The organism is Ruegeria sp. B10, from assembly GCF_056539825.1.
Genome location: NZ_JBQFVP010000008.1, coordinates 16,327 through 31,677 on the forward strand (window position 1 = coordinate 16,327; position 15,351 = coordinate 31,677).

16 protein-coding genes are annotated in these 15,351 nt (G+C 58.0%); 7 read left to right on the plus strand and 9 right to left on the minus strand.

Annotation, left to right across the window (positions count from 1 at the left end; all coding sequences use genetic code 11):
* Positions 1–200 precede the first annotated feature (200 nt).
* From ACR0J4_RS12175 to ACR0J4_RS12190, 4 genes are all read right to left on the minus strand, one after another.
* A complete protein-coding gene (locus tag ACR0J4_RS12175) occupies positions 201–1,358 on the minus strand; it encodes an adenylate/guanylate cyclase domain-containing protein (RefSeq protein ID WP_170747275.1) in 1,158 nt (385 codons plus the stop codon).
* Positions 1,359–1,469: 111 nt separating this feature from the next.
* The gene (locus tag ACR0J4_RS12180; RefSeq protein WP_170643196.1) at positions 1,470–2,072 is read right to left on the minus strand and encodes an NAD(P)H-dependent oxidoreductase; all 603 of its coding nucleotides are present in this window, start codon (positions 2,070–2,072) and stop codon (positions 1,470–1,472) included.
* Positions 2,069–2,461, minus strand: a complete 393-nt coding sequence (locus tag ACR0J4_RS12185) for a hypothetical protein (RefSeq protein WP_170643195.1) — start codon at positions 2,459–2,461, stop codon at positions 2,069–2,071. The genes ACR0J4_RS12180 and ACR0J4_RS12185 overlap by 4 nt, the downstream gene beginning before the upstream one ends.
* Before the next feature lie 5 nt (positions 2,462–2,466).
* Positions 2,467–2,976: a nuclear transport factor 2 family protein gene (locus ACR0J4_RS12190; RefSeq protein ID WP_480668645.1), complete on the minus strand. Its 510-nt coding sequence runs from the start codon at positions 2,974–2,976 to the stop codon at positions 2,467–2,469.
* 141 nt (positions 2,977–3,117) lie between these two features.
* Here ACR0J4_RS12190 and ACR0J4_RS12195 point away from each other — a divergent pair, with 141 nt between their 5' ends.
* The 5 genes from ACR0J4_RS12195 (at position 3,118) to ACR0J4_RS12215 (ending at position 7,296) form a co-directional block, all read left to right on the plus strand.
* Positions 3,118–4,014: a LysR family transcriptional regulator gene (locus tag ACR0J4_RS12195; protein WP_170643194.1), complete on the plus strand. Its 897-nt coding sequence runs from the start codon at positions 3,118–3,120 to the stop codon at positions 4,012–4,014.
* A gap of 51 nt (positions 4,015–4,065) precedes the next feature.
* Positions 4,066–4,953, plus strand: coding sequence for a helix-turn-helix domain-containing protein (locus tag ACR0J4_RS12200; RefSeq protein WP_170643193.1), 888 nt, complete (start codon positions 4,066–4,068; stop codon positions 4,951–4,953).
* 113 nt (positions 4,954–5,066) lie between these two features.
* Complete coding sequence (locus tag ACR0J4_RS12205; protein WP_170643192.1) at positions 5,067–6,020, plus strand: alpha/beta hydrolase; 954 nt, start codon at positions 5,067–5,069, stop codon at positions 6,018–6,020.
* A 60-nt stretch (positions 6,021–6,080) separates the two neighbouring features.
* A complete protein-coding gene (locus ACR0J4_RS12210; RefSeq protein WP_170643191.1) occupies positions 6,081–6,590 on the plus strand; it encodes a nuclear transport factor 2 family protein in 510 nt (169 codons plus the stop codon).
* A gap of 10 nt (positions 6,591–6,600) precedes the next feature.
* Positions 6,601–7,296, plus strand: coding sequence for an SDR family oxidoreductase (locus ACR0J4_RS12215; RefSeq protein ID WP_170643190.1), 696 nt, complete (start codon positions 6,601–6,603; stop codon positions 7,294–7,296).
* Between the two features lie 2 nt (positions 7,297–7,298).
* Here ACR0J4_RS12215 and ACR0J4_RS12220 read toward each other — a convergent pair whose 3' ends face one another.
* On the minus strand, positions 7,299–8,135 hold the full coding sequence (locus ACR0J4_RS12220) for a LysR family transcriptional regulator (RefSeq protein WP_170643189.1): 837 nt from the start codon (positions 8,133–8,135) through the stop codon (positions 7,299–7,301).
* Between the two features lie 91 nt (positions 8,136–8,226).
* On the opposite strand from ACR0J4_RS12220, the gene ACR0J4_RS12225 reads away from it, so the two are divergent.
* On the plus strand, positions 8,227–9,222 hold the full coding sequence (locus tag ACR0J4_RS12225; RefSeq protein WP_170643188.1) for a zinc-binding dehydrogenase: 996 nt from the start codon (positions 8,227–8,229) through the stop codon (positions 9,220–9,222).
* A 40-nt stretch (positions 9,223–9,262) separates the two neighbouring features.
* Here ACR0J4_RS12225 and ACR0J4_RS12230 read toward each other — a convergent pair whose 3' ends face one another.
* From ACR0J4_RS12230 to ACR0J4_RS12240, 3 genes are all read right to left on the minus strand, one after another.
* Positions 9,263–10,081 (minus strand): hypothetical protein, encoded by an 819-nt coding sequence (locus tag ACR0J4_RS12230; protein WP_170468453.1) that lies wholly within the window; start codon positions 10,079–10,081, stop codon positions 9,263–9,265.
* Positions 10,082–10,149: 68 nt separating this feature from the next.
* Positions 10,150–11,814, minus strand: a complete 1,665-nt coding sequence (locus ACR0J4_RS12235; protein WP_170643187.1) for a sulfatase-like hydrolase/transferase — start codon at positions 11,812–11,814, stop codon at positions 10,150–10,152.
* A gap of 11 nt (positions 11,815–11,825) precedes the next feature.
* Positions 11,826–13,061: a DUF3179 domain-containing (seleno)protein gene (locus ACR0J4_RS12240; protein WP_170643186.1), complete on the minus strand. Its 1,236-nt coding sequence runs from the start codon at positions 13,059–13,061 to the stop codon at positions 11,826–11,828.
* Between the two features lie 425 nt (positions 13,062–13,486).
* Here ACR0J4_RS12240 and ACR0J4_RS12245 point away from each other — a divergent pair, with 425 nt between their 5' ends.
* Complete coding sequence (locus ACR0J4_RS12245) at positions 13,487–14,827, plus strand: tetratricopeptide repeat protein (RefSeq protein ID WP_170643185.1); 1,341 nt, start codon at positions 13,487–13,489, stop codon at positions 14,825–14,827.
* A gap of 17 nt (positions 14,828–14,844) precedes the next feature.
* Here the strand turns inward: ACR0J4_RS12245 and ACR0J4_RS12250 are convergent, their stop codons facing one another.
* Positions 14,845–15,333, minus strand: a complete 489-nt coding sequence (locus ACR0J4_RS12250; protein ID WP_480668697.1) for an SH3 domain-containing protein — start codon at positions 15,331–15,333, stop codon at positions 14,845–14,847.
* Positions 15,334–15,351 lie beyond the last annotated feature (18 nt).

Here is a 15,351-nt window from a genome sequence, read left to right on the forward strand (position 1 = left end):
TTGACCCCATTCCCTTGATTTTGTTAATTTTCAATATGTTGACAAAAAATCCTACCACCCCAGCCATATTCCTCAGCAACAACTATCCCGTTTTGTCCAAGCCAACAGGCATGTGCCCCATCTGCGCTGTGTAAACGATAAATCCTTGCGATAGGTTCGACGCAAGCAACTTTATTCGGCGAAAAGTTGACTTCGAAGAGCTATGCGCGGATCGCAAAAGCCTCGATTTTCTTCGGCAAGCCGTGGATAGCATGATAGCCAGCTGCGTGTTTGTAGCCTGTCATATGTTCTGCGACGCTCTGAGTCACCAGTATCTTTTCGTTCAGTTTCTTGCACAGTTCCTGAACGCGACTGGCCACGTTCACAGACTGACCGACGACGGTGAAATCCAAGCGATCAGGGCTGCCGATATTGCCAAAGGTGACGCGACCGAAATCAATGCCAACGACGAACTCAATTGGCTGGCTTCCCTTTTCGGCGGCTGTCTCGTTGTAATCGCGCAGGTTGGCCAGCGCGTGTTCTGCCGCCCACACCGCAGATCGGCACGAGGCTTCCACGTCGTCATCAATGTTGAAAACGGCTAGTATGCCGTCCCCCATGAATTTGAGAACGTCACCGCCCTGTTCCTGGATGGGCGACACAACCATCTCGAAATACTCACCCATCATGGCTAGCAAATCGCCCTCGGACCAGGCCGAGGCCTTTTGGGTAAAACCCCGCAGATCCGCAAACAGGATTGCGGCAGAAACGGTTCTGTGTTCTCCGCGCTTTATGTGCCCCTGATCAATTTCTTCGGCGGGGCCGTGCCCCAGATAGGTCCGAAGAAGGCTCTTTTGCGACTGGCGCATCGCAATGGGTTCCAAAGCCGCGGCAAGTGCGTATCGCGTGTCTTCGATGTAGTGGATATGTGCGTCCGAAAACCCAGTATCTGCGTTTGAAGTAAAGCTGGTGCCCTGAACCGAGCCGTTGCCGTGCTCCAGCGGGATGGCCAGAAAATCGGTGGCGCCTGCTTCGGCCAGCTCGGCATAGACCGGATGCTCTGCCAGAACGTCCGGATCGGTCAGGCGTTTGCGTAGTGGGCGCCGCTGGGTGACGACATATTCGAACGGGCTGCCGTGCCACGCGCTGGTGGATAAAACCGTGGTCGGTACGGTATAGCGGCGGGTTTCCTCGGGTGTCCAGATGATCCCCCAAGCGCTGAGCAAAGGGTTCGAATAATTCTGCGCGATCCTTGCGCGGGCGAGGGGGACGCCAAGCGCGGTCAACCCTTCGCAATAGCCTTTGACGATAAGCCTCTCGTCGCCCAACAGGCGACCATCAGAAATCAACCAGTGGTTCAGGTGATCAGTCTCGGCCATCGTTGTCTCACATTCTTGTTCCGTGCTGATAATCTACCTTTCATTGGGCATCGGAGAACCCGCGCCGGCTGAAAAACCTATGTTTTCTGTCCAGCGCAGGATCGGTCGACCTTAGCTTACCGCCGCTGCCAGTGAGGGGTCGTCTTCCAATTGTTTGAGCAAACGGGCCTGTCTCACCTTGGGGTCCAATTCGGGGTCGCTCAAATAGGCCAGCATATGGGGGACGTTCTCGTCAATCTGCTCCTGAGAGGCCACCGCCATGCCATGGGCCACGAAAGGCCTTAGATACGTCATTCCGGCCAAGTTCGCCGTCTGTTGGAAGGGTTTCAGAAACTCGGCCATTGTAAAGTTGTTGTATCCGCCCGCGTGATAGCTGTGCTCGGGACCTCCGGTCGAGACAAGGATGAGGAACTCACGCCCTTTCAGTTGGTCACCGCCCGGCCCGTAGGCGAAACCATAGTTCAGCACCTGATCCATCCAGGCTTTCATGACCGGAGGTGCGGAATACCAGTAGAATGGAAACTGGAACACGATCCGGTTATGGGCCAGCAAGAGGGCCTGTTCTGCTTCGATTTCAAAATGCATCTCGCCGCCGCCAATCGCGGTCAGATCGCGGGTCGTCACGTCGGCGGCTTCTGAAAGTGCGTCAAACCAGGCGCGGTTGATGCGCGATTTACTCAGGTCTGGATGGGCAGTGAGTACGAGGGTTTTCATATGTCAGTCTCTTGCAAGAATTGTGCGGAATAATGGGTGATAAGCGGGCGGCCGTCGGGTCGGGTTTCAAAGCGCCAGTTTTCCTGAACGCGGGCTTCAATGTGGTCCCCCGCAACCGTCGTGGCGCGAAACAGAACCTCGAACTTTGCGGCACCCGGCCTGATCTCGACTTTGCTAACGTGATGCTCGGTTGGACGCTGCAAGGTTTCAAGCACGCCACGATACCAAGCACACACGCGATCATGCCCGTTGAGGGTAGTATCGACGTCAGGCATGTCCCAATCCACCTCCGGGTGGAGGTTAGGCAGGAAGGCTTCAATCGGATCCAGTCTGTCGAACTGGGCAAACCAGTCGGCAATGAAACCGCGGATTTCGGGGTAATTGTTCACTTGAATCACCTGTTGATGGTTTGCTTGGCCAGTCGCTCAGGGATCGGAGCCAGCGAGTATTGGGACCAGAAAAACGTATTTGCCGCATCCTGATCGGCTGATAGGTTGGTTGCTTCGACGATTTTGCCATTCTCGATCCGGTATACGAGAGCCCAGGTCGTATCGACATTCGGTTTGCCATCGGCGTTCGACCAGCCGCGGTGGATATCAACCACATGGGTCTCGTCGGCCCCGAAATAGATCGGTTCTGCCTGAAATCCGGCGGTGCCCAGTTGTTCGAAAAAGGCCAGTACCTCGTCCCGGCCGGTCTTGGTTCCAGACAAGGGGTGGCGGCCCGGGATGTGCCATTTGACGTTCTCGTCCATCACAGCTGCGATGCGGTCCAGATCACTGGCGCCATAGGCGGCGAAGAAGTCTTGTACGACCTTGATATTGTCTTCTGGGGATGCGGCCATGGCGGTCTCTCCTGTGATCAGAGCAGCGGTGAGGGCAGCAACTTTGGTCAGAGTGTTCATCTTGTGTCCTCCTGAATACGTGGTGACAGCCTTTTGGGCTGCGATGACACGAAGATAATAATCCCGGTGGGACGTGATAATTCACCCTGTCGGCATTACTTTCATGTGTAAGATCGAATAATAAATCTATTGGGGGACTCTATGCGCCTGCCACTCGCCACGCTTGAAATCTTTACCGCCATCGCGCGCCATGGATCGCTACGTGCAGCGGCCGAGGCGCTGGGTATCAAGCCTTCGACCGTTAGCCATCAATTGAAAGCGTTGGAAGACCAACTGGGCACTGCGCTCTTCATTCGGACAACGCGCTCAATCAGCCTGACCGAGGCCGGGCGCGCCCTGATCCGCGGCGCGGGGCCTGCCTTTGATCAACTCTCCGAGGCGGTCGAAAGCGCGCGCAGCACCGGTCACGCCGCGCGGGGCACGTTGAAATTGGCGATGCCGGAGTTTGCCTACCACCTTTACGTGGGTCCGATCCTCAAGAGTTTTTGTGCCGCGTATCCCGAGATCGAACTGGAACTGTCGTTGACGGATGCGCTTTCAGACATACTCGGGGAAGAGCTGCATGCTGGATTCCGTCTGGGGGATCGTGTGGCACAGGACATGGTGGCTGTGCGGTTGACGCCGCCGCTTCCAGTGACCGTCGTCGCCAGCCCGGATTACCTGACGGCACGTGGCATACCGGAAACGCCGCCTGACCTGCTGGGGCATACCTGTATCCGCTACAGGTTCCAATCCTCGGGCCAGATTGCCCCATGGAGCTTTCAATCGAGCGAGGAGGAATATGCCGTAGATGTGCAAGGTAACCTGATCGCGAACGCCCTTCCTGCAACCGTCGATCTGGCGAAAAGAGGGTTAGGGTTGGCCTATACCTTCAGGGCTTATGTTGCCCCACTGATTGATACCGGAGTATTGACACCAGTTCTTGAGGACCACTTGGGCCTCACCCCCGGTATTTTCATGTATTTCCCACGCGAGTATAAATCCATGATGCCCCTGAGGCTTTTCATCGACCACATAAAGCGCCAGCAAAGCGTTTGACCCTGCGCGCGCAGAACCCACATATCGAGCATTGCAAGCCGGAGCCGCTCCTTGCCCCTAAGATACGCTGATATCTACCCGTCAGAACCGTTGCTGAACAGTGATGAGATGCAGCGCCCTTCGGCGGCTGGTTTGATGTCAGTGCGGTATTTTCGGGCCGAACCTGATCGGATGCCGGAAGAGGTGTTTTCGGAACACCACGTCCTTCTGAACCTGCAGGAGAAGGGGCATCGCGTGCAAAACTGGCGGGACGGCACGCTGCGGGATTTCACCTTTTGCAAAGACGAAGTCATCGTAACACCTGCAGGAATGCGGTCGGGATGGCGGTGGTACGGACAGTCCGACGTGATCGTGATCACCTTGCATCCGGACAAGGTCCAGCGCTTTGCGCAGTCTGAACTTGGGATGCTGCTGGCACCAGAGCAGTTTCACGACCAGCCGCAGTTTTCCGATCCTGACCTATGCGCTGCAGGAGTCATTCTGCGCGATGCGCTGGCAACGGACGACATGTCCTCAGCCGTGATGTTCGAAGCCATGAGCCGGGTGTTTCTGGTCAAACTGCTGCAAAAATACGGCAAACGCCGCGCCGAAGAGGTCGAGCTGTCCGCACGCTTTTCCTCTCAGCATTATCAACGGGTGCTGGCCTATGTGCAGGACCGTTTGGACCAAACGATCACGGTCGATCAACTGGCCTCTGAGGCGGGCATGAGCCCCTCGCATTTTGCGCGGGTTTTCAAGGAAACGCTGGGCTCGACCCCCATGCAATATGTCATGGCCTACCGGGTCGAGCAGGCGATGAAGATGATCGAAGACCCCACGCGCCCTCTGGGTGATATCGCTTTGGCTTGTGGATTTTCGGATCAGGCGCATTTCACGCGCAGTTTCAAACAGGTGGTAGGGCAGACCCCGCGCGCGTTCCGCGCGGCGAATGCCGTCTAAAGCAGGATCTTTCAAAAACGCGGCAGTCCGGTGCAAGTATCCCTGCTGACAGCAGCATATCTCAGGTGTCATCGGGCTTGTGCCCATCCAGACAGATTTTGGGAGATATCGCTATGAATACCCTCGCTCTGAACACCGCCGCAGCGCTTATGGCGTCAACAGCCGCCGTCGCGCAGGTCGAAACCCGCACCGTTACCTTCGAGAACGAAGGCGCTATGCTGTCCGGCACGCTGTACCTGCCGGAAGAGCGCGGAGCCGAGCCTCTGCCGACTGTCGTCGTGACCGGGGCCTGGACCTCTGTTCAGGAACAGATGCCCGCAAACTATGCCCGAGAAATTGCCGAGCGCGGCTTTGCCGCCTTCACCTTTGATTTCCGCGGTTGGGGCAAATCGGGCGATCTGCCGAACAACGTGCGCTTCGTTGAAAGCCCCGAGGCCAAGACATCGGACATCAAAGCGGCCATCGCATTCGTTGCGACCCTACCCGAAGTAGATGCCGACCACATCAACGGTCTGGGGATCTGCGCCTCGGCCGGGTACATGGTCGATGCGGTCTCTGGCAATCCGCTGGTTCAGCGGCTGGGTCTGGTTGCACCGTGGTTGCAGAACGAAGAGATCGTCGAAGCGGTCTATGGCGGCGCAGAAGGTGTCGCCGGGCTGATCGAGGTGTCCCACGCTGCCGAGGCCGCAAGTGGTCAGATCATCCCCGCCGCAGGCCCCGAGGGTGCCGAGGGCGTGCTGATGCCGATCGGCGGATACTATTATGAGGCCGACCGGGGCGGGATACCGGAGTACGACGACAAGTGGAACAATGCGGGCTGGGAAGGATGGTTGACCTATCACCCCGCCGACAATCCGCAGCGTTTGGATAAGCCACTGGCAATTGTGCACTCGGAAAGCGCGGCGATCCCACAGGGTGTGCAGACCTTCCTTGCCGGTTTCGCAGGCGATGCAACTGCGCAGTGGCTTGAGGACGTCACGCAGTTTGACTTCTACGACAACCCCGAGGATGTCACCCGCGCGGCCGATACCGTCGCTGACCATTTTCGCGCCGGTTCGAGCAACTAAGCCCTGTTAGGACGCCGAGCAATCGTTTGGCGTCCACCCTCATCCATTCGGAGCATTCTCATGCGTAGAAAACTCACATCGACCCTTACGGCCGTCTCAATGATCGGAACCGCAGCGTTTGCCGAGCAGCAAGCCGATATCTCGACCGCAATCACCGATATCGCGGCAGGTGCTGACCGCCACGACTGGACCCGCGTGCGCAGCGCGTTTTCTGATACAGTCACGACGGATTACACCAGCCTCTGGGGCGGAGACCCGGTCACACAATCCGCCGACGAGCTTGTGGCTGGATGGTCCGCCTTTCTTCCTGGTTTCGACGCGACGCACCACATGGTGACCAATCACACTGTAACCTCTCTGTCCGATAAATCCGCCACGGCACAGGCCGATTTCACCGCAACCCATCGTCTTGATGACGCCTTGTGGGTGCTGGGTGGTCGCTATGACTATGAGCTTGAGAAATCAGACGACCGCTGGCTTGTCACATCAATGACCATGACGGCAATCTGGGAATCCGGTGACCGTGGGCTTGTGGCTCTTGCCGGCCAGCGCGCTGCCGAGGCGAATTGAAGGAGGGATCATGACCAGTCAGCGTATCGCACTCGTGACCGGCGCCAACCGCGGTATTGGCAAAGAAGTGTCCCGCCAATTGGCCCGGGACCATGGGATGAAGGTACTGATGGGTGCGCGCGATCTGGCAAAAGGGCAGGCTGCTGCGGATGAGATCGGATTTGGGGCGGAAGCCTTGCAACTGGATGTCTCTAGTCCGGACTCGGTCGCGGCCGCCTTCTTCTTGATGGTTGAATCGGCCTATGGCCGCCTTGATGTTTTGGTGAACAACGCTGGTGTGGACTACGACACCGACCAACAGGTCCACCTCGCCGATTTGGACCGGGTGCGTCGCGCGTTTGATACGAACCTTTTCGGCCCGTGGGAGACCACGATTGCGGCGGTGCCACTGTTGAAACAAGGAATGGATGCCCGGATCGTCAACGTGTCCTCTGGTGCGGGGTCGCTGACCAGCATGTCCGCCGGAACGCCTGGCTATGGCGTGTCCAAAGCGGCTCTGAACGCGCTGACCCTCAAGACCGCTGCGGCGTTGAAACCTCAGGGCATTCTCGTCAACGCCGTTTGTCCCGGCTGGGTTGCCACGGATATGGGCGGCGGGGGACGTCCGATTTCCGAGGGTGCCAGGGGCGTTGTCTGGGCGGCGACCTTACCGAAAGGCGGCCCGACCGGAGGGTTCTTTCGCGATGGCGTCGCAATTGATTGGTAGGTTCAGCCGGGTGTCATGAAATCAATGAGCTTCCTGACCCGGGCTGGCAACAGGCGGCGGCTGGGATAGACGGCGAACATGTCCCGCGTCATTGGTTGGGCATCCGTGACCTCAAGCCGTTGCAGTTCGCCGTTTACCATATCTGAAGGTAGCATCGCGACACCCAGGTTGCGACGGGCGGCCTGCGCAATGACATCAAGGTCGGTCAAACTGTGGGCGATGTGCTTCGGGTGCAGTGTTTCCCCGCTCTCCAGCGCCCAGGGTTGACCCGCATTCAAGGCAGGCAAAGCAAGAAAGTCTGGTCTGGATACCGACCTGTCTAGCCCATGCTCTCGAATGAAGCCCTGTCCTGCGCAAAAGCAGTAGGGAACTGACCAAAGCCGTTTCGCGACAAGGCTGGAATCCGTCAAGGGGCCGAGGCGGAAGGCCAGATCGATATTGTCGCGAAAGAAGTCCAGCATGACATTGGTTGTGGTCATCTCAAACGCCACATCCGGATTTCGTGTCGCAAAATCCAACAACCGAGGTCCAATGGTCGTGCGCGCGGCCAGCGGGGGCGCTGTGATGCGGATGCTCTGGCGCCTCGTGTCGTCCGTAAAACCTGCGATACCTTGCAGAGCCTCGATCGGGTCCTGACATTGATCCAGAAGGCGGCGGCCTTCTTCCGTCAGGCGCACCTGCCGCGTCGTTCGCTCAAACAGTTTGGTGCCAAGATGGTCCTCTAACTCTGCAATCCTGCGGCTGACACGGCTGAGCGGTATCCCCAGACGCTCCGCAGCTTTGGAAAAGCTGAGATGGTTTGCGACGACGGTAAACAGGGCAAGGTCGTTGTAGATCATTATTCTATTTTTGGGATTATTTCTTCTGGTATCAACTATTATCATCCAACGACATGGCCTCTACTTTCTGCGCAACAGAAGGAGACAGCTCATGCCTTTCGCTATTGAAATCACCCAGACCGGCAAACCAGATGTTTTGCGCGAAACCAACCGTGCGACCCCGACGCCCAATGCCGGGGAAATCCTGATCTGCAACAAAGCCGCGGCAGTCAATTTCATCGACACGATCATCCGTCGAGGTGAAATTCCCGAGGGGATGATGCCCGAACTACCTCATGTGCCCGGGGTTGAAGGGGCCGGAATGGTTGAGGCGCTGGGCGAGGGGGTCGAAGGATTTTCTGTCGGGGACCGCGTGGCGTGGATAGGGCCGATTGGTGCCGGTGGATACGGCACCCATTCCGTGATCGCTGCGTCCTATGTCTCCCGGTTGGCCGATACTGTCGAGTTCGAAACCGCAGCCGCAATCCCCGTCAATGGTATGACCGCCTACCATATGCTGGTCAATCTGGGCGGCGCGGCAGCTGGCAAATCTGTACTGGTTCACGCGGCAGCCGGGGGTGTTGGTACCATGGCCCTGCACGTCGCAAAGCATCTGGGTATGACGGTGATCGCTTCGACCAGCACCGACAAGGTAGGGTATGCGAAGGATCAAGGTGCCGATCACGTCATCGACTATCGCTCCGAGGATGTCACCGAGCGGGTGCTGGACCTCACCGAAGGGCGCGGCGTGGATCTGACGCTGAACCCGATCTCGGGTGAAACCCTCAAATCAGACCTCGACGTTCTGGTGCCTTTGGGCACGGCAGTTCTGTTTGGTTTCCTTGCCGGTCCGCCCGCAGGCAGTTTTGCCGAGGATTTGGCGAAGCACTTTCAGAAGTCGGTCTCGGTCCGGGTGAGCGACATATACACCTATTTCGTCAACCGCCCCGATCAGTTCAGCGCAGATATGGCCACGGTGTTTGAATTGTTGCAAGCGGGTGTTCTGCGTCCGCAGCTGACTATCCTACCTATTGCCCAAGCCGCCGAGGCGCACCGTCGTTTGGAAGCCGGTGAAACCACCGGCAAACTGGTTCTAAGCATAGAGTGAACGAGCCCGGCAAGAACGAGGCACGGCAAGGCGGTCGGATCTAGTTGAAAAAGACCTTTAGCCCCACATAGGGCCCTTGCTGCGTGACATCATAGGCGAAGGGGCCGGTTGACGTTGAATCACTGTAGTCGACACTGAAATATCTGTAGCCAAAGGTGATCGCGGTTCGATCCCACGGTTGGTAGTCAAAGCCGATATTTGCGCCGACTTGCAGATCGTTGCCTCCGGCTCCGAACCCGCCAAGTTCCAGCGATGCGATGGTGGTCCACCGGTCGTTGAGACGCCACATGCCCCGGGCACCCACAACGGGCTCAATCCAGCCTTCGTCACCGCCTTGGGTGGGCGGGTTCGTCGGCCCCGGAGTCGTGAACCTGATTTCCTGCCGGATCGAGTTGTAGCGAATGCCGCCTTGCAGGTCGACGGTGTATCGCTGGTTGTTGGCACCATAGGTCCCATCCGCCACGCGATAGGCACCCATGACCGCAAACCATTTTTGGCGCACATCTACATCCACTGCAGTTGAGGCGGGGCCGGGGAGAGTGGTGTCCTCTCCGATGCCGACGTAATTGGCGTCAACGATGATCCCAAAGTCTCCGTTCCAGGCCTCATACCGCCCGGCCGCTGCGAAATCGAGAACATCCAGCACGTCGCCAAGATCGAGGTCGATATCGGCTGAAACGCCCGAGACGGTTGACGTTCCATGTGTACGGAGCGGGGTGAACAGGTAAAAGCCAAGAGTGTGTCGCCAGCCCTCTTCGGTCTGACCCGGTGCAGGCAGGGACTGAGCGTATGCTGCGCTCGACAATAGACAGGACAGGGCCGTGGCGCCCGCTATCGCGGCAGTGGATCTGATTGCCATAGGTGAATCTCCTTACTTTCAAATTTCGCGACGACCTTGCTTCAAGGCGTCAGTGTCCGGATATACGATCATCTGCCAACAGAAGACTGTTTGAGCAGGAATGCCTCGACAGCGGCTTCGGTTTCAGGTCGCAGGTTTTCGATGCCTTCATAGGGAACACCACGGGCTGGTTCGATGTCTGGATACTTTTCCTTGCGTTTTAGATGACGCCCCAGAATGCGGACAAACTCTTGCCCGCCCCAAGCTCCAACCTCGGTCGACACCGGGTATTTTTCGTGGGTATCGCGGTAAACATCAAAGAAATCGGCTAGAATCGCGCTCTCTCCGGCTCCGGGAATGCGCAGCTTTAGTTGATCTTTAATGACCGCGCGGGGGGTGTGGACGGAATAGACGATCAGGTGGTCGCGCCGTCCTTTTGTTTCACCCAACAGCAGTAGCGAGGATTGGTCGACCCCGTCCACCAACCGATCCCGAGGAATACCGCTCTCGGCTCCGGCGAACCGGGCGAGTGTGGTATAGAGATCCGAGACGTGGACGATATCTCCGACGATGCCGTCGGCCTCGATCATGCCGGGCCAGCGGATGAAGCTGTCGACCCGAATGCCGCCCTCGGACACATCACCTTTGCCACCGGCGAAAACCATCGGAGTGAACCCTGACTGCGGCGAATACTTGGTGAAATGGCCGTTGTCGCCCATCACTATAACAATGGTGTTGTCGGCTAGGCCAAGCGCCTCCATCTCGTTGAAGATATCGCCGAGCCAGCTGTCGAGCTGCTGCATCTTGTCGACATAGAGCCCACCGTTCGGCGATTGCGGCCCCGAACGACCTGCGCGCGTGTTGTCCAGCGGAATGAGTGGCCAATACTGCAGGAAGAAAGGCGCGTCCCCACCAGCAAGCTCGCGCATTTTTTCAAGCGTCTGATCCTGATAGCGCTGGTTCATTTCGTCATATTTTTCGGCGGTCCAGCGCTCGCCTGCGGTCATGTCAACTTCGCGCGCAAGACCCCCGCGTTCAGCTTCAAGGCCGGTGACCATCGCGGCAGGGTCGGGACGAAAGAAGTCGTCCAGAACGAAACGGTCATCGAAATCCGCGATCCCGACCGAGACCTGTTCCTTGATCGCGTCGTCGTTATAGATTGTCAGTTGGCCCTGCTGATGAACCGGGAACCCCGCCCAATCGAAGCCTTGGTTATGGGGCCAGGCCTCGGGGATATCGCCCATGTGCCACTTGCCCACATGCACGGTCGCATAGCCCGCATCTGACAGAATCTCCGCCAGCGTGACCTCGTCGGCGGGCAGCCCGAACCCGGCGATGTCGACCGTGGTGTCGCCCATGCCCATCCGAACCGGGAGCCGACCGGTCATCATCGCAACCCGTGTGGGTGTGCAGGAGGGTTCGGTATACATGCGCACCATGCGCATCGCTTCGTCAGAGAAGGCGTTGATATGAGGCGTCGAATACCCGCGCACTGCGTTGAGTTCAGGGATACCAAGATCGCCAAAGCCGATATCGTCAATCAGGATATTGATAATGTTGGGTGGCTTGCCGTCGTTCGAGTTTCGGAACTCTTCGAGCAACTGATCAACCTCGGCATTGTCCGCAGCCCATTGTTCGGCATTCTGCGCTTCGAGGATGTAGTACTCGGCATCATGGATGATCGGCGCATCCTGAGCGGTTGAGATCGTGGCCGATAGACAGAACAGCACCGACAGGCTGGATAGGGTTTTCATTTCAACAATCCTCATTCGCTTTGGGCGGGGGTCTGGCGGGGGTCAGATGTGATGTGGGGCGGGCCGGAGCGGTTGATGTCCGTGCCGGGGAAGAACTCGACCCAGACATGCCAGAACATGCCCGATCGAAGGGTCTCAACACGGGTCAATTGGCCGCAATCCGCGTGTCCGAAAAAATCGACATGGGTGATCGGCGCGCCGCTGTCATTGTACCAGACGCCAACGCTTTCATAGATTGGGTCGTAGGAAACCACGACGTCACGCCCGCCAACCGTGGCGTTGATCAGTCCTTTATTTTCGGCCAGGAAATCATCGGTCCAGCAAACTGCATCGTCACCGATCGTGATGCCCCAGACATAGGTTTTGTTGGGCAGGCGGTTGTCGCTATGGCTCATGTTATCCATGACCGGCGCTTCTTCTTGGTGCTGCTTGGCGATGCCCGAGGAGAAAACCGTTTCAGTAAAGGTGTCGAACAACCTGAGAAGCGGGTTCGAGGAGGGCTTATTCAGAAAGACCTCACCATCTGGATAGGCCTTTTGAAATCCCCGAAAGCTCATCCGAAAGGTGGGCCAAGGCTGCATCGCCGCTGTTTTCGAGGCGTCGCTGTCAAAGCGGCCATAGATCTGCTGGATTGGCTCTCCGGTGGTGTTGTCGCGCAGGATCAGGTTGTTGCCGTGCTGGGCCATCACCTCAAGATCCAGACGTTTGCCGTGGATCTCGGGTTTGTAGGCCTGCCCCAGATTGGCCATGGCGCAATAGGTCATGACGATGTCATCGCCGCCCAATCCCTTCTCGTTGCCCGCCAGATGAGGGCGCATCAGCTGGGCGTCGGAATGCGCCCGTGCGTGGCCGTTGTTTTCAATCACCAGAACGCTGGCAGAGGGGTTGATGTATCGCTGCGCCTCAGAAGTTGGATAGTAGCGGGCGGTGTTTTGCTGGTTGCGCAGGCCGATATGGACCCAAACCCATGGAAACACGAATAGGAACACGATCACCAGAGTCACTGCAGGCACGCCGAGGAAAAACAGCCAGCCCGGACCGCCACCAAGGAAATGCCCGACAAGCATCAGCGCAAGCCCGGCGAATCCGGCTGCAAGATAGGTGTTCTCATTCCGGATAAAGCGGATCATGTTATTACGCTTGACCTTCAGCACCATCTGGCTGACGTCACCGAGATCGCGGAAATACATGAACCCGATGGTCAACGACACGAGGAGCCCGACGTAGAAGAGAAGATTGGCCAACATTTGAATCGCCTTTTTGCGTCTTGATTAGCCCTCGGGAGGGGTCGCATGGGACGAAAGGTAAGTTATTATTTCGTCCTCAAGCCCTCGGAGGCTGTCGATGAGATCAGAATTTCTTGGGTCGCTTGCATCGCAGGGAAGTAGAGCAGCCAGGCTTTCGAAGTCAGCGCAGATTTGCGCAAAGACCGTGTCTGAGCTTCGCAGGCGCCGGATATCATTCGCCTGATCAGGAAAGTGTATCGACAAGCAAGCCATCATAAGCCTCACGGTGTCTGAACCCAGTTGTGCCCCCGCGATGAGGTCCGTTCCCCTCCTTTGCTAATCATTCTGCCCGAATTTCATTTACACATTCAGGTATCTTAACGTATGTTACGGGGTAACATGTTATTTTTCAGATACTTGCAAGCAGACCGCGGTTAACGAAAGCGATGTCAGACACCAGCGTAAAGTCAGAACCGGCCCAGATTGCGCTCTCGGATGAAGACATTCAGCGGGCCCTGAAGGCGGTCCTGGACAGCCCGGAATTCGATGGGGCCGAGCGGCTGCAGTCTTTCCTCAGTTACGTTGTCCAAAAGCTTCTAGCGGGCCAGTCCGAGGATATACGCGCCAAGTCGATCGCCGAGGATGTCTACGGAAGGGCGCTGGATTCCGGGGGTGACCCCATGGCGGTCGTGCGGGTCGATGCGGGGCGCATGCGTCGGCGATTGGCGAGCTTCTACTCGAACTCCGGCAAGGATCAGAGGCTGCGCATCCATGTAGATCCGGGCGGCTATGTCCCCCGGTTCGAAGTCTTAGAAATCGACATACCCACGGAGCGGGCGCGTCCCTCAAGGTTGGTCTGGGTCTCAGTAGCGGCTTTGACTGCGTTGGCTATCGCGGGCGGCGCGGTTTTCTCTTCCCGCACGCCCCAGTCACCGCCCAGCCCGGTTGCAGCCTCTGCAAATTCCAATCAAGAACAAGCTGTCAGAGAGGCGCTGTTCTCGACAAACCCGACCAAGCTACAAGCCGTTAATCTGGCGAGTGAGGCGCGCCTGCTGATGTTCCCGGTTCTGGACCGCGACAGGGTGCAAGCCGTGCGCGGTATGTTCGAACGCGCCATGGCACTAGATGAGACTTATTTCGGCGGTTATGCCGGTTCGGCGCAGGCGATCAGCATCCTTGCCTTAACAACCCCGCCCGGAGCTGAAAAACAGGCGCTTCTGACCCTCGCCAAAAACCGCGCGCAGCGAGCGTTGGAACTGGCACCGGATGAAGGCTGGAGCCATTCCGCCCTTGCCCTGGCTTCATTTTGCTCGCGCGAGCACGAAGCAGCGCTTGCACAGTCCACGCGCGCAACGCGGCTTGCCCCTGATGATATCCACGTCACAAACTTTGATGCTCTGTTCGCTTTGTTTGGCGGGGATTTCCAGCGCGCAATAGCGTCCGCCAATCGGGCGCAGGACGCTAATACGACCAACGGAAGATTTCCTTATCGTAGCGTGTTGGCTTCATCCAGCTATCACTTGGGGGACTATCAGGCGTCCGTAGACCAGTTCAACGAGGCGGTCAGGCTGGGTGACCCGGTCAGTGCGATCTCGATCGGTTATCTGGCGGCAAGCTATCAACGGCTCGGAGACGATGTGCGCGCGCGGGCCACAATCCTGTTGTTGGACGAAGCCTGGCCGGGCTACCCTCTGGCGGCGCTGTTTCGGACTTTGTTTGCCGATCCGGATCACGCAGAAGACATCATCGGCGCTCTCAACGAAATATCTGCTTTGCCAACTGACTAGGGGCTGGGAAAAAGGGGCTATTCCCGGATTTCCGACGGATCGACGCCCCAGAGGTTGGCTTTCAGCGTCCACCCCTTGTAGCCCCCCGCCGAAATGCGACACCAGTCCAGCGAACACGCGCCAAGGCGGGCGACCACCCCGGTTTCGAAATGCGCGTTGACGGTCGAGGTCGGGTCGGGTCGGGCGTAAACGGGCAGCATCTCGGATTCGATCAGCACCGTGCGCACGCCGGACAGCAGGGCGTAGTGAACCCAGCCTCCGGCCCCGTCGCGATCCTGTACCTTGCGCCAGTTGCCGTATTCCGCGGTGATCTGAAGCGGCATACCGCGCCGCTTGAACACCCAGTCGATTCGGTGGGTCAGGGACGGACCGCGGCGCACATTGCCTTCGGCAGCCTTCATCGAGACATAGCGCGGAAGGGGCAGGTTGGTGACTGGGCCGCGCGCGTCTTGGGCTGCGACCGGCGCGGAGCCGAACGCAATGAGATACGCGGATAGGATCGCCAAACAAAGGCGTTTCACCGG